Source organism: Helicobacter mesocricetorum, assembly GCF_900198605.1.
Taxonomy (GTDB): Bacteria; Campylobacterota; Campylobacteria; order Campylobacterales; family Helicobacteraceae; genus Helicobacter_D; species Helicobacter_D mesocricetorum.
The window spans coordinates 30,811-44,198 of sequence record NZ_FZPJ01000049.1 but is presented as its reverse complement, the minus strand read 5'-3'; the positions used below and the strand labels follow the sequence as shown (position 1 = coordinate 44,198).

Below are 13,388 nucleotides of genomic sequence, written 5' to 3'. Positions count from 1 at the left end.
TGGGACTCCTTTTTGTGTTTTTATCTTTCTTGATTTATTCTTTTTGCCTAATCTCTATCCTAATAGTATTATTCATTTGGTTGGCTGGGTGATTAGGGATATTTTTAAGAAAATAATCTTTGTTACTTTATATCTAAATTTTTATAAATAATTCTTTAAAAGGGTTTATCTTTTAGGATAGTGAGGTAATGAGTATTCTTGATTTTAACCAATATTAAAAAAAATTATATTATGATTAGGATTTTAGTATGTTGTGGTAAGGAGTGTAAGTGGGATTTGCAGATTTTTTTAAAAATTTTAAGAAAGACGAAAGAGCCACCCCTCAAGAAGCACCTAGTCATTGGGTAAAATGCCCTAGTTGTAATGCGCTTACCTATTATAAAGAAGTGGTATTACAATTCCATACCTGCCCTAAGTGTAATTTCCATATGCGAATTAGTCTTGATGATAGAATTGCTTTACTTTGCGATGAAGGTAGTTTTGTCGAATATGATAAGGAATTATCCCCTAATGATCCTTTGAAGTTTGTTGATAAGAAAAGCTATAAAAAACGCGTTGAAGAATACCAAAAAAAATGCGGACGACCTAGCTCTATTGTTAGCGGTGAGTGCAAAATTGAAGGCATAGAGGTTGAATTGGTTTTATTTGACTTTAATTTTATGGGAGGTTCTTTAGCCTCTGTGGAGGGCGAGAAAATAGTACGTGCTATTAATCGTGCTATTGCTAAAAGACATCCTTTAATTATTATAAGTGCAAGTGGTGGGGCTAGAATGCAAGAATCTACCTATTCTTTAATGCAAATGGCAAAAACCTCTGCTGCACTTAATGCCTTAAGTGCGGAGAGATTACCCTTTATTTCTATATTGAGTGATCCTACAATGGGAGGCGTTAGTGCTTCTTTTGCCTTTTTGGGTGATATTATTATGGCAGAACCGGGAGCAATGATAGGATTTGCAGGTGCTAGAGTGATTAAGCAAACTATTGGAGAGGATTTACCAGAGAGATTTCAAACAGCAGAATTTCTCTTAGAACACGGATTGATTGATATGATAGTGCAACGCAAAGAGATGAAAAATGTTCTTGCACAGCTTTTAGAATACTTCAAAGTGAATCCTTGATTAAGGTAATAGTTTATTATATTGCAAAAGATACTTATGGGGTAAGTAGTCTTTGTGAGGAATATAAACCCTTAGTATCCCATTTTGGGGTGAAGATAGAATTTGTGAATATGCTTTGCAAGAATATTAAGGAGAGTCAAAAAAATAATGAAAGAGAGGCAAAGAGAGCTTATACACAAGCGTTTGCTAAGGTTTTTAAAAATGCCTCTTATAAGGTTGCACTCACTCCAGAGGGCAGAAGCTTGGATACTTTTGGGTTTGCCGAAATGTTAAAAGAAAAGTCAGAGATTGTATTTTTTATTGGAGGGGCTTATGGATTAGAGCAGGAGTTTTTACATAAGTGTGATTTATGTGTTTCTTTATCATCATTAACTTTTAGTCATAGTATAGCAAGAATTGTATTGAGTGAGCAGATTTATCGGGGTTTTTGTTTATTAAACAATCATCCTTATCATAAATAAAAAGGGGAGTTATGCATCAAGATAAATTAGAGAGTTTTAAAAAGGTTTTATTGGCTAAGAAAGATGCGATTTTGGAGCATAATGCTCAACATCAAAGCAATGTTGAACAAATGCGTAATACAAAAGGAGATGAAGCAGATTATGCAACAATGAGTGTAGAAAACACTTTGGAGGGGTCAATTTTTCAAAAACATCATCAAGAATTAGAATACATTGAGGTGGCTTTAGAAAAAATAGAAAATGGAGTTTATGGGGTTTGTGAAATGTGTGGCGAACCTATAGCACACGGGAGATTAAAAGCAAAACCCTATGCAAAATATTGTATAGTATGTCGAGAAATTGTTGAAAAAGATTTAAAGGATAAAGTATGAAATGGAAATATTATTTAGGGGCTTTGTTAGTCTTTGTCGTGTTTTTGGGGTTGTATGTTTATTCTTTAAGTGGAGAGCAATATACTTATCACATACCTTTTAGTATTTACACTATTACATTGCCTTTGGCGGTTTGGTTTGTTGTGCCTGTTTTATTGTTTTTTGTCATTATTGTGTGTTTGCGTCTTGGTGGTATGTATCGAATGTGGAGAAGGGAAAATAAATACAAAAATGATTATAAGCTCTTGCTAGAACAGATTGAAAACCAACTTTTGGATAAGAAAGTATCTCTTAAGCAACCGAGTATGGATTGCTATAAGAGGCTTTCTATATTGCTTGATAATCTTACTTTTGATATTAAAAAGGAAGCATTGGTAAAAAGTGGTGAGGGAAGATTAGATGAGCTTTTAGAGGTTTTAGGCGATTTGAAACAGGGCAAAGAGGTTAATCTTAAACGTTTTTCTCTGCCTAATGATTCTTCGCTTAAGCGACAAAATACTTTTAATCAGATTAGGAATGATGAAAAATTTGCTTTAGAGGTTTTGAGAAAATCCCATTTTGAAAATGAGTATAAGCAAGTAGCTCTTAAGAAGCTTCTTGATAGTGGTGTTACTAAGGATATTAAGCATTTCCTTAGTGGGGTAAAAATGGATAAAAGTTTAGCAGATACAATGCTTGGAATGTGCTATGCTAAAAAGATTCAGCTTAGTAATGAAGAGATTATTAAGCTTTGTAAGGAGATAGGATACACTAAAGAAGACTATTTGCATTTAGCGCAAAAAATGAAGAAATGTTATGAGCCGGGTCTATGGGTTGGTTTGTTTGAAAGCTTGGCGGATGAAGATGAAAAAGCGGAGATGGCGTATTTTTATGTTTTATTGGATTTAGAGATGTTAGATGAAGCCAGAGATAGACTGAATACTTATCCCAAAAATGAGTTTTTAAAGATTCGTGCCTACTTAGATTTAAAAAGTTTTGGCAAAAAATATCCTTTAGAATTATTTTTGCTTGATTAGGGGAGATTGTGAAACTTTGTGTTGCCCTTGATTTAGCAAGTAGAAAAGAGAATTTAGACTTATTAGAGACTCTAAAAGATAATGAGATTTGGGTTAAGGTTGGATTAAGAAGTTTTATACGCGATGGAAAAGAGTTTTTGCATTCTATTAAAGCTATTAATCCATCTTTTAAGATTTTTTTAGATTTGAAGCTTTATGATATTCCTAATACGATGGGTGATAGTATTGATGAGATTGTAAAGCTTGGTGTTGATATGGTTACTTTGCACGCTAGTAGTGGTAGAGAGGGTATGTGTGAAGTTATGGAGCATTTAAAAGCCATTGAAAATCCTCCTTTGGTTATGGCGGTAACAGCTTTGACGAGTTTTGATGAAAAGAGTTTTTTTGAAGTCTATCATAACGATATTTCCTCTCAAGTCCTAGAGTTTGCCAAGATGGCTTTTAGTGTTGGGGTAAATGGCATAGTCTGCTCTTGTTTGGAATCTTTGCAGATTAAAAAAGCCTTTGGGCAAGATTTTTTAACATTAACACCAGCTATACGACCTTTTGGCGAAGGGAGTGGAGATCAAAAGCGGGTAGCAAATTTGCAAGATGCTAAAGAAGCGATGAGTGATTTTATCGTTGTAGGGCGTCCTATTTATAAAGCGGAAAATCCACGAGCTATTGTTAGGAAAATTTTAGAATCTATGGAATTGCCTTGTTAGGGATTCTAACACAAGATTTAAGCTTTACACTTTTTAATCAACACTTTGGTGAGCATTATCATAATCTTCGTGATGGTGCTTTAAAAGAGACATTGCATAAGCATATTTATCCTAGCTTTGCTTATTCTTCTTATAAAGATTCTTTAAAGGTTTTGGATATTTGTTTTGGATTGGGGTATAACACGTTTGCTTTGATAAGTTATGCAAAGGAGAGAGGGTATAAAGGTGTTTTAGAGATTCACTCTCCAGAAATTGATAGAGGACTTCTTTTATCACTTGAATCTTATAAATATCCTAAGAGTTTGGATAAGCAGATTTTAAAGAAGCTTATCACACAGCAATATTATGAGGAAGAAAAACTCAAGGTTTTTTTACATTTAGGGGAAGCAAGGGAGATTTTAACGCATTTAAAAGGAGATTTTGATATTGTGTTCCAAGACGCCTTTAGCCCTAAAAAGAATAAAATGCTTTGGACTTATGAGTATTTTAAAAGACTTTTTGAGATGACTTCAGAGGATTGTATTATTACTACTTATTCGCAAAATTCTTCTATGCTTTATGGTGCATTTTTAGCGGGTTTTATACCTTATTTGTTAAGGCAAAAAGAAGTGCGGGATTCTATTGTTTTTACAAAGATTGTTAATCCTTGTATTGCTATTGCCAATGTTTTAGGTATTGTAGCGGTAGATATTCCTCATAAAATTTCTTTAAATAAGAACTTAAAAGCCTTGTATGATGAAGAAATAAATGAAAAATCTAAGCAATAAAGTGCGCATAAGGCTTTCTGATAAAGAGCATTAGTTTGTGGGCTTAGGATAGGGTGTATCCTATGCGTAAAAAGCGCACGATTTAGGAATTTTAAAACAAAAGAGTTCAAAAACTTATGGGGTTTTAGCAAGGTTTTTATGGTGGAGATGAATATAAAGCTGTAGAACTTCTAAACTAGCAGGTGTGATACCGCTAATTTCACTAGCTTCAAAAAGGCTTTTTGGGGTAAATTTTTTGAGCTTTTCTATAACTTCTAGGCTAAGACTTGGAATCTCATAGTTAAAACCCTCTGGAATTTGAATGCTTAACATCTTGTCCATATTATCAATGAGTGTTTGTTGCTTTTGGATATAATTGACGTATTTTGCTTCTATTAAAATTTGCTCTAAAGCACGGAGTGAAAAAGCCTTAAAAGGTGTTGGGATAAGTTCGGTAATTTTTAGGAGTTTAGGTAAATCAAAACTTCTACGACTAAAAATTGTTTGCCAATTTGTTTTATCGCTTATTTTTTCTTCTTGGAGGGATTGTAGGAGATTTAGAATCTCTAGTGTTGGGGTTATAGAGGTCTCTGTAAGCCATTTTAGTCCCTCTTGTATGGATTGCTTATCTTGAAGAAGGCTCTCATATTCTCTTGGTGGCATTAAGCCTAACTTATAGGCTAAGTCTCCAAGCCTAAAGATTGCATTATCTTCGCGCAATAAGAGTCGGTATTCTGCACGAGAGCTAAACATTCTATAAGGCTCTTTAGTGCCTTTGGTAACCAAATCATCAATCATTACGCCTAAATAGGCTTCATTGCGTTTAAGAATGATAGGTTCTTTATCTTGAACGCTTAAGGCTGCATTGATTCCTGCTAAGATTCCTTGAGCTGCTGCTTCTTCATAACCTGTTGTCCCATTAATTTGCCCTGCACAATAGAGGTTTTTTATTTTTTTTGTTTCTAATGTGTGCTTTAGCTCTGTGGGATTAATATAATCATATTCAATGGCATAGCCATAACGCACGATTTCTGCATTTTCTAAGCCTTTGATGCTATGAATGATTGCCTCTTGCACATCAAAGGGCAGGGAAGTTGTTAATCCATTGATATAATATTCATTAGCTTCTAGTGTTTGGGGTTCTAAGAAAAGCTGATGCCTCTCTTTATCGCTGAAGCGATAAACCTTGTCTTCAATGCTTGGACAATATCTTGGACCTACTCCTTCAATTTGTCCTGTAAAAAGGGGTGTGCGATGGAAATTATCGCGAATGATTTGGTGTGTTTTGGCATTGGTATAAGTTACATAGCAGGGTAGTTGGGTGGGAGAAAATTCTTGCCCTTCCAATTCCTTTGTGGTTTTTTGACTAAAATAAGGGGTTGGAGTGTCTCCATAATGTTTTTCTAAAGATTCAAAGTCAATACTGTTCCCTTTGATTCTCGCACAAGTCCCTGTTTTTAAACGCCCTATTTCAAGCCCTAAAGTCTCTAAGCATTTGCCAAGCTCCATAGCAGGAGGCTCTCCAGAGCGTCCATTGTTTGAAGTATTCTCCCCAATATGGATTTTCCCTCTTAAAAATGTCCCTGTGGTTAAAATCACTTTTTTTGCGTGATAGATTTTGCCAATATTGGTTTTTACTCCTCTGATTTCGCCATTTTGCAGGATAAGGGATTCTATAATTTGTTGAGATACCTCTAAATTTGGGGTTTGGTAGCATAAATCTCTTGCTAAGATTTTATATCTATCCATATCAATTTGCGCCCTTGTTCCGCGAACAGCGGGACCTTTTGAGGCATTGAGTGTGCGGAATTGAATCCCTGTTTTATCGGTGATATATCCCATAACTCCGCCAAGTGCATCGACTTCTTTGACAAGGTGTCCTTTGCCAAGTCCTCCAACAGCGGGATTGCAACTTGCAGCACCAATTTGTTCTACTAAGATGGTTAATAAAAGTGTTTTGCAACCCATTTTAGCTGCTATGATAGAGGCTTCAATACCTGCGTGACCACCACCAATAACTAAAACATCATAATCCATTTTTAACCTTAAGCAAAATTTATGGAATTATAGCTAATTTAATCAAAGCTTTAGGGGTTTTATGGCGAAGTTGTGTTATCTCAAAGTAATGCGCTATTTTAAACCTTAAAAGAGTGATTTGTAGAGTAGATGCTCTTATGCCAATAAACGCTTTTTTAAAAAAATAATAGTAGAATCTTATAAAATGAAATTTATTAAAGAAGGAATGATTATGAAGTTTAGCACAAAAGCCGTATCGGTTGCCGAAGAGCCTAATTTAAGCGGTAAAACCTCAAGTGATGTTGTAAGCCCTATTCATTTAGCAAGCACCTTTGCAAAACCAGATTTTGAAAACACTATTAAGGGATTTGGGTATTCTAGATTAACCAATCCTACAAGGGAGGTTGTAGAGAGTAAATTAGCGGCTTTAGAGAATGCAAAATATGCGATTTGCTATGCAAGTGGTCAAGCTGCTGAATGTGTGAGTTTGCTAAGTTTTTTAAAATCTGATGATGAGATTCTTTGTTTTGATGATATTTATGGGGGGACAAGGCGACTTTTAAGTAAGGTTTTTAATCATTTTAATGTCAAAGTGCAATATCTTGATATGACAAAGCTTGAAAATATCCAATCCGCCATTACAAGTAAAACCAAAATGATTTGGCTAGAATCCCCAACAAATCCCCTTTTGCAACTTTGTGATATAAAGGCTATTTGTGAGATGGCTAAGAGGCATAATATTTTAAGTGTAGTGGATAATACTTTTGCTACACCTTATTTGCAAAAACCTTTAGATTTGGGTGCTGATATTGTAGTGCATAGTATGACAAAATATATTAATGGGCATAGTGATAGTGTGGGAGGAGCGGTTGTTTTAAATGATGATTCTTTGTATGAGCAATTACGTTTTGTTTCTAATTCTACGGGAATGATTCTTGCTCCTTTTGATTCTTATTTACACGCTAGGGGGTTAAAAACTTTGCAATTAAGAATGGAGCGGCATTGTAGTAGTGCTTTAGAGATTGCACGATTTTTAGAATCGCATAAAAAAATAGAAAAAGTGATTTATCCCGGACTTCCCTCACATCCCCAACATCAACTTGCTAAGGAGCAAATGAATGGGCTATTTGGTGGTATAGTAAGTGTTTATTTAAAAGCCAACTACCAACAAATGCAGGTTTTTGCTAAAAACCTTAAACATTTCATCTTAGCAGAGAGTTTGGGTGGGGCAGAAAGCCTCTTTGGATGTCCTTATTATATGAGTCACGGAAGTGTTGATGAATCTATTAAAAAAGCCTTAAATATCACGCAAAATCTCCTCCGATTATCTATTGGCTTAGAGGATGTAGAGGATCTAAAAGAATCCTTAAGTAATGCTTTAGAGAAAGTATAAGGAAAAATTATGAAAAGAAAGAATTTTTTATTTTTAATATTTTTATTATCTTTATGGATTATAGGTTGCAGTAGCGAGAATACCAAAGAGGCGCAATTACAAAATGTTATTAAGGTTAAAGTAGGGAGTGAGGGGGCTTACAAACCTTTTAGTTATGTGGATAAAGAAGGCAAGATTACAGGGTATGATGTCGAGGTGTTAAGGGTGTTAGAAAAGATTGATCCTACTTTGTCGTTTGAGTTTAATTATGCTCCTTGGAGTACTTTGTTTTTGGGATTAGATTCTGCTAGATTTGATGTTTTGGCAAACCAAATTGTAAAAACCAAAGAGAGAGAAGAGCGGTATTTGTTTAATAACCAAAGTTATTTTGTCTCTACTTCGCAGTTTATCACTAGAGAAGATGAGGATTCTATTAATTCTACAAAGGACTTTAAGGGTAAAGTGGCTGGAGGCGTGGTTGGATCAGTGCATACCAAGACTTTGCAGGAGTGGAATAAGGCTAATGGAGGGATTTTAGAAATTCGTTATTACAAGGATTTAAGCCCTCTTTTACAGGATTTGGTGAATAAACGCATTGATGTGCATTTAAACGATCCTGCAAGCATTGCAGATATTATCAAAGAGCAGAATCTGAAGTTAAAAATCTTAGATTCTAGGATTGCAGAGAGTAATGTTTATTTTATTTTTAGGAATGAGGAAGGATCCAAAAATATCATAAAAAAAATCGATGCTGCCTTAGAGAAAGCCAAAGAGGGAGGAGAGCTTCGTGAGCTTTCTATTAAGTTTTTCGGTGTCAATCAAAGTGAATAATGCAACTCTTTGATTTTGAATATGCCCTAAGTGCAATCCCTGCTATTGCTAAGGGGGTTCCGCTCTCTCTTGTAATAGCATTGGTAGGATTTGTGATAGGTTCTATTTTGGGATTAGCATTGAGCCTTATTAGGATTTATAAAATCCCTTTTTTCTATCAAGCTGCCACGCTTTATATTTCGTTTTTTCGCGGGATTCCTGTGTTGGTGCAGATATTTTTGGCTTATTATGGGATTCCTCTTGTGTTGAGGTATTTTAATTACAAATATGGATTAAATATCGATATTTCTAATATTAGTGCCATTTATTTTATGTATCTTGTGTATTCTCTCTATTGCTCTGCTTATTTAAGTGAGATATTTCGCAGTGCGATTTTAAGTATCGATAAGGGGCAATTAGAAGCGAGTTATAGTGTGGGTTTGACGACATTTCAAGCCTTGTATTTGATTATTTTGCCCCAAAGCTTTTTGAGTGCTTTGCCAAATATTTTAAACTTTTTTATTTTGCTAATCAAAGAAACCTCTTTAGTCTTTGCCGCTTCTGTGCCAGAGATTATGGGTGTTGCTACGCTTGAAGCCGATAGGAGTTCGAAGTTTTTAGAGGTTTATATTATCGCTGCTTTGTTTTATTGGGGGATTAGTAGCGTTTTGGAGAAAGTTTTCACGATTTTAGAAAGAAGGGTAACAAGATATAAAAAGATTGTAGGTGCTAAATGATAGAGATTACGCATTTAAAGAAAAGCTTTCAAGGACAGAGGGTTTTAGAGGATATTTGCTTAAAGCTAGAAAAAAACAAAACCTATGCCCTACTTGGTCCAAGTGGAAGCGGTAAAAGCACTTTACTCCGGTGTATTAATTTGCTTGAAACGCCCGATAGTGGGATAATGAAAATGCAGGATTTGGTGATTGATTTTGCAAAGATTCCTAAAAGAGATTTGCAAAAGGTGCGTAAAAAGGTCGGAATGGTTTTTCAAAACTATAATTTATTTGCCAATAAAACCGCTTTAGAAAACATCACGCAATCCCTTATTAGTGTGCATAAGTATAGTAAGGCTGAGGCTGAAAAAATAGGTTTTGAATATTTGGATATGGTTGGGTTAAGAGAGAGGGCAGGGCATTATCCAAGTATGCTAAGTGGAGGGCAACAGCAGAGAATAGGAATCGCTAGAGCCTTAGCTTTTAATCCAGAGATATTACTTTTTGATGAACCTACTAGCTCCTTAGACCCAGAGCTTGTTGAGGAAGTTTTAAATGTGATAAAAATGATTAAAGATAAGACGATGATTCTTGTAACACACGAGCTAAATTTTGCTAGAAAGATTGCTAATGAAGTGCTATTTATGAGTGAGGGGAAAATACTAGAGCAATCCCCTCCAGAAACCTTTTTTAATGCTCCTAAAACCGATAGGGCAAAGTTATTTTTGGAGAAGTTTCATAGGGCTATTTAGTGTTAGTATTTAAATTCTTTGGAGAAAAACACACAAAGTCCAATAAGCAATCTTCAATCTATGTTTTTAAGGTAATGGATTTTGCTATTGCAGAAGAGGTAAAAACTATAATAAAATTTCTAGTCTTTTAAAGAAAGTATTGGGGTAACTATGGGTATTTATAACCATTTAGGATTAGCTGTAAAGCTTATAGAAAGCCATATTTTATAGCTTGGCATTTCTAAAGCATTTTCAATCTCATCTCGGATGGCATCAAGTTGGCGAATAGAAACCCTATCATCTAGATTTGTAAGTAGCAAATTTATTTCTATCATAAAAAATCTTCCACTTTTTGCCACATGAGTGTCATAATCAGAAAAACCATATTTTAGACTTAGAGATTCCATAATTTGCGTGATTTTATCATCAAGTTCTTTGGGTGCTACCATTATTAAATCTTTAAGGTTAGAAAACATAATTTTAAGAGGAGAGAGGCTTAAAAAAAGTGATAAGCAAACAAGTAGTATCGGGTCAATATAATGGCTTAGGGGATGCTTTTGTTCATAATCAAAGATAAAAACTATCCCAAAAGCAATGATTCCGCCTAAATACATAATAGAATCAATAAGCCATTCGACATTATCTGTAGCAATGAGTTCAGAATCTAGCTTTTTGGCATAAAGGCTTGTATAAATATACATACCTAAACATAAGATAAAAGCGCAACAGGTATAGGTGATTGCCCCTCCTAATGTAATAGGGTATCCACCATGATAAATATCTTTAATGCCTCCTAAACAAGCATAAATGCAAATAGCCATTAAAATTGAGCTTTTAAAGAAATTTACCATAGGTTCAAAACGGACATATCCATATTGAAAAATATCATCGTCTTTGCGGTAAATATAGCGCGAAGTAACTAGACTAAGTAATCCTAAACCTACGCTTACAATACAAACAATCCCATCAAAAATTATTGCATTGCTTTTATTGAGAACTCCAAATGAGATTCCAAATATCGCTAAAAGCACAGCACAAATTATAGAGGCTTTTAAAACAAGCTGTTCTTGTGTATTCCAATTCTCTATGGGTTGGAGTTGCTTTTGGCGAATTTTCTTTCCATAGTTTTGTGTAAGGATTCCTAATTGCATCTTAGTTCCTTTATTATAAATTACCATTTATCGTTGTGTTTATTAATAATATCTAAATGGATGTGTGGGCTTAGAGGTTTTGCAATTCTCCTTTGAATATCCCAACTAATGTGCGCACAATAAGCCATATAAATATCAGTGTAACAAGGATTAATAGGCTTATTGAAAAAAACGAAAATATCATTTCAATATTGAGTAATGTGGAAGCTGATAGGGCAAAAGAGTTTGGAAATTCTAAAATTTCTGTGTTGATTTTTATACTTGCTATGCACATTGCCGCTAAAGGAAAGCTAATTGCCCACCACGAGATTTTAAAAGGGCAACATCTTTTGATTTGGATAATTTGGGGCAATAAAGTGAAGAATAAAAACAAGCCAATAAAGAAGAGGATATAGGGTGTAGAATCCATTGCAAGGAAGCCTAAAGAATCTTCACCTAATGTAAGTGCTTGCATAGAGATAAATACCATATATGCCCCAACACCAGCACCAAAGGGTGCAAGAAAAATAACCAAAGTTGGCATTAGTTTATCAGGAAGTTTAGAAAAAAACACGATTCTCGCAAAGATAAGTGTGCAAAGCACGATTGTAAAAGTAAATCCCACTGCCAAGCAAAATAGCGATATTAAAAAGCCAACATCAGGTATTCTATAAAATTGTGAAAAAAGAGGCAAAGCAAGAGGTAAATCAAGTAATCCCACAACGGGAATAATCCACGCAGGAGTAACATCGGATAGTTCAAATTTGTGGCAAATCCAAAATTGGGTAATATGCACACTAAAGATAAGCATAGATACTGCACCAATTATCCACATTATAAGGCTTATTATTTCAGGGAATTCGAGTCTTTGGAGTGCAAAAGGCAAAAGCAATAAAGTAATACAAATAGTGGCAAAAAAGGGACGAGTTATAGGGGAGAGAAATTCTTGTTTGCAACTTTGAAAACTTGTAAAAAGCTTGAGGATATAAGCAGAGCTTAATGCAACAAAGGCAACAATGCTTAGGAGAGCGAAAATAAGTGAGAGTGCATCTGCAAGGGAAGGCTGAATAATAAAAGAGGATTGAGGGATATAGGTTAGATTATGTTGAGAATTTGTAGAATAAAGTAGGCTAAAGTTTGCCATTGTGTGCCACGCTGTATTCATTGCGCTTAATCCCATACACGCACCAAAAAGACTTACAGGCAGATAGCTTATTTTATTTGGAATTTCTTGCATTGGCTGTCCTTGTGGCATTGAGATTCCTTTGGTTGAATTTAGTATTATTGATTAGAGTTATATTATAAAATACAGATTATTAAGGGATAGTAAAAGCTAAGTTCTTTACTTTTAAGAGCATTAGTTGTATCTCTAAGGGCTAGGTGGAGGGAGGATTATGGGGTTAAGTTTAAAGAATGGAGCAAATAATAGCCTCCAAATATCCCAACAAGCATTAAAATAATATCACTCATAATCCCAATACTCTTTTGGTATCTGAAGAAAATAGCTTTTTGCGTTAGTGAGACATAACTAATAAGAATGCTAAAATCAAGGATAATCCATATAAAAACCAAAATACTTAAGCTTAGGATAATGGAATCTGTTATGTGAATAAATTGCGGAAAAAATGCGACCAAAAATATAATGTCCTTAGGGTTACCAATGGCAATCCCAAATCCTTCTAAAAAACTAGAAATAAGGGTTTTTTTAGTATTTTTCTTTTTGAATGATTGTGTGCGAGATTCCACAGGTAATTGGCTTTTATGGTGTTTAAAGGTGTGATATAAGGAGTTAGCCCCTAGATAAAATATAAATCCACAGCCTAAAATACTAAGTATAGATAATATCAAAGGGGAAATTTTCAATACACCTAAAATCACCGCAATAGCAATAGCTAGTAAAATTAGGGAGGCAAAGTTTGTGCCTATGCTTGTAAATAACCCTATTTTAAATCCATAAAGTGATGCGTTGCGTATAATAAGTGCAATGACAGGACCGGGGGTTGCGATTAATAAGAAAACTGCTAGGATATAAGTGAGTAAAACCTCAATCATTAAGATTCCTTGAGAGAAAGAGCATAAATTTGTTTGTCTTTTTATATTATTTTTGAGGCTTTTATTATATAGCAATTGGAGTTATTGTTGGCTAAAAGGTTTGTTTTGAATGAGATTTGGCATATCACTGATTTAAATTCTTATT

The 13,388-nt window shown here is 34.6% G+C and carries 14 protein-coding genes; 10 read left to right on the top strand and 4 right to left on the bottom strand.

Features of this window, described 5'->3' with window-relative positions; all coding sequences use genetic code 11:
* The first annotated feature begins 269 nt into the window (after positions 1-269).
* The 6 genes from accD to C6H18_RS08620 are packed head-to-tail and all read left to right on the top strand — an operon-like array spanning position 270 to position 4,437.
* Positions 270-1,118 (top strand): acetyl-CoA carboxylase, carboxyltransferase subunit beta, encoded by an 849-nt coding sequence (gene accD, locus C6H18_RS08645; protein WP_104722696.1) that lies wholly within the window; start codon positions 270-272, stop codon positions 1,116-1,118.
* The gene (locus tag C6H18_RS08640; protein ID WP_104722695.1) at positions 1,115-1,579 is read left to right on the top strand and encodes a 23S rRNA (pseudouridine(1915)-N(3))-methyltransferase RlmH; all 465 of its coding nucleotides are present in this window, start codon (positions 1,115-1,117) and stop codon (positions 1,577-1,579) included. The genes accD and C6H18_RS08640 overlap by 4 nt, the downstream gene beginning before the upstream one ends.
* Before the next feature lie 11 nt (positions 1,580-1,590).
* The gene (gene dksA, locus C6H18_RS08635; protein ID WP_104722694.1) at positions 1,591-1,950 is read left to right on the top strand and encodes an RNA polymerase-binding protein DksA; all 360 of its coding nucleotides are present in this window, start codon (positions 1,591-1,593) and stop codon (positions 1,948-1,950) included.
* Positions 1,947-2,966, top strand: a complete 1,020-nt coding sequence (locus C6H18_RS08630; protein WP_104722693.1) for a hypothetical protein — start codon at positions 1,947-1,949, stop codon at positions 2,964-2,966. The genes dksA and C6H18_RS08630 overlap by 4 nt, the downstream gene beginning before the upstream one ends.
* 8 nt (positions 2,967-2,974) lie before the next feature.
* Complete coding sequence (pyrF, locus tag C6H18_RS08625; protein ID WP_104722692.1) at positions 2,975-3,670, top strand: orotidine-5'-phosphate decarboxylase; 696 nt, start codon at positions 2,975-2,977, stop codon at positions 3,668-3,670.
* Complete coding sequence (locus C6H18_RS08620; protein WP_104722691.1) at positions 3,664-4,437, top strand: MnmC family methyltransferase; 774 nt, start codon at positions 3,664-3,666, stop codon at positions 4,435-4,437. Before pyrF ends, C6H18_RS08620 begins: the two co-directional genes overlap by 7 nt.
* Positions 4,438-4,551: 114 nt before the next feature.
* Here C6H18_RS08620 and mnmG read toward each other — a convergent pair whose 3' ends face one another.
* Complete coding sequence (mnmG, locus tag C6H18_RS08615) at positions 4,552-6,453, bottom strand: tRNA uridine-5-carboxymethylaminomethyl(34) synthesis enzyme MnmG (protein ID WP_104722690.1); 1,902 nt, start codon at positions 6,451-6,453, stop codon at positions 4,552-4,554.
* Between the two features lie 211 nt (positions 6,454-6,664).
* Between mnmG and C6H18_RS08610 the strand changes: the two genes are divergently transcribed.
* The 4 genes from C6H18_RS08610 to C6H18_RS08595 are packed head-to-tail and all read left to right on the top strand — an operon-like array spanning position 6,665 to position 10,082.
* Positions 6,665-7,825 (top strand): trans-sulfuration enzyme family protein, encoded by a 1,161-nt coding sequence (locus C6H18_RS08610; RefSeq protein ID WP_104722689.1) that lies wholly within the window; start codon positions 6,665-6,667, stop codon positions 7,823-7,825.
* 9 nt (positions 7,826-7,834) lie between these two features.
* The gene (locus tag C6H18_RS08605; RefSeq protein ID WP_104722688.1) at positions 7,835-8,635 is read left to right on the top strand and encodes a transporter substrate-binding domain-containing protein; all 801 of its coding nucleotides are present in this window, start codon (positions 7,835-7,837) and stop codon (positions 8,633-8,635) included.
* Entirely contained in the window at positions 8,635-9,351 is a 717-nt protein-coding gene (locus tag C6H18_RS08600) for an amino acid ABC transporter permease (RefSeq protein ID WP_104722687.1), read from the top strand. Before C6H18_RS08605 ends, C6H18_RS08600 begins: the two co-directional genes overlap by 1 nt.
* Positions 9,348-10,082, top strand: coding sequence for an amino acid ABC transporter ATP-binding protein (locus C6H18_RS08595; RefSeq protein ID WP_104722686.1), 735 nt, complete (start codon positions 9,348-9,350; stop codon positions 10,080-10,082). The genes C6H18_RS08600 and C6H18_RS08595 overlap by 4 nt, the downstream gene beginning before the upstream one ends.
* Positions 10,083-10,240: 158 nt before the next feature.
* On the opposite strand, the gene C6H18_RS08590 is transcribed toward C6H18_RS08595, so the two are convergent.
* From C6H18_RS08590 to C6H18_RS08580, 3 genes are all read right to left on the bottom strand, one after another.
* Positions 10,241-11,212, bottom strand: coding sequence for a cation diffusion facilitator family transporter (locus C6H18_RS08590; RefSeq protein WP_104722685.1), 972 nt, complete (start codon positions 11,210-11,212; stop codon positions 10,241-10,243).
* 70 nt (positions 11,213-11,282) lie between these two features.
* The gene (locus tag C6H18_RS08585; protein ID WP_104722684.1) at positions 11,283-12,446 is read right to left on the bottom strand and encodes an SLAC1 family transporter; all 1,164 of its coding nucleotides are present in this window, start codon (positions 12,444-12,446) and stop codon (positions 11,283-11,285) included.
* 137 nt (positions 12,447-12,583) lie between these two features.
* Positions 12,584-13,243, bottom strand: a complete 660-nt coding sequence (locus tag C6H18_RS08580) for a LysE family translocator (RefSeq protein ID WP_104722683.1) — start codon at positions 13,241-13,243, stop codon at positions 12,584-12,586.
* Positions 13,244-13,388: the final 145 nt, after the last annotated feature.

Excerpts from the sequence above, each read along its gene's own strand:
- dksA (WP_104722694.1), top strand. The coding sequence starts at position 1,591 with ATGCATCAAGATAAATTAGAGAGTTTTAAAAAGGTTTTATTGGCTAAG.
- C6H18_RS08630 (WP_104722693.1), top strand. The coding sequence starts at position 1,947 with ATGAAATGGAAATATTATTTAGGGGCTTTGTTAGTCTTTGTCGTGTTT.
- mnmG (WP_104722690.1), bottom strand. The coding sequence starts at position 6,453 with ATGGATTATGATGTTTTAGTTATTGGTGGTGGTCACGCAGGTATTGAA.
- C6H18_RS08610 (WP_104722689.1), top strand. The coding sequence starts at position 6,665 with ATGAAGTTTAGCACAAAAGCCGTATCGGTTGCCGAAGAGCCTAATTTA.
- C6H18_RS08605 (WP_104722688.1), top strand. The coding sequence starts at position 7,835 with ATGAAAAGAAAGAATTTTTTATTTTTAATATTTTTATTATCTTTATGG.
- C6H18_RS08600 (WP_104722687.1), top strand. The coding sequence starts at position 8,635 with ATGCAACTCTTTGATTTTGAATATGCCCTAAGTGCAATCCCTGCTATT.
- C6H18_RS08595 (WP_104722686.1), top strand. The coding sequence starts at position 9,348 with ATGATAGAGATTACGCATTTAAAGAAAAGCTTTCAAGGACAGAGGGTT.
- C6H18_RS08590 (WP_104722685.1), bottom strand. The coding sequence starts at position 11,212 with ATGCAATTAGGAATCCTTACACAAAACTATGGAAAGAAAATTCGCCAA.
- C6H18_RS08585 (WP_104722684.1), bottom strand. The coding sequence starts at position 12,446 with ATGCCACAAGGACAGCCAATGCAAGAAATTCCAAATAAAATAAGCTAT.
- C6H18_RS08580 (WP_104722683.1), bottom strand. The coding sequence starts at position 13,243 with ATGATTGAGGTTTTACTCACTTATATCCTAGCAGTTTTCTTATTAATC.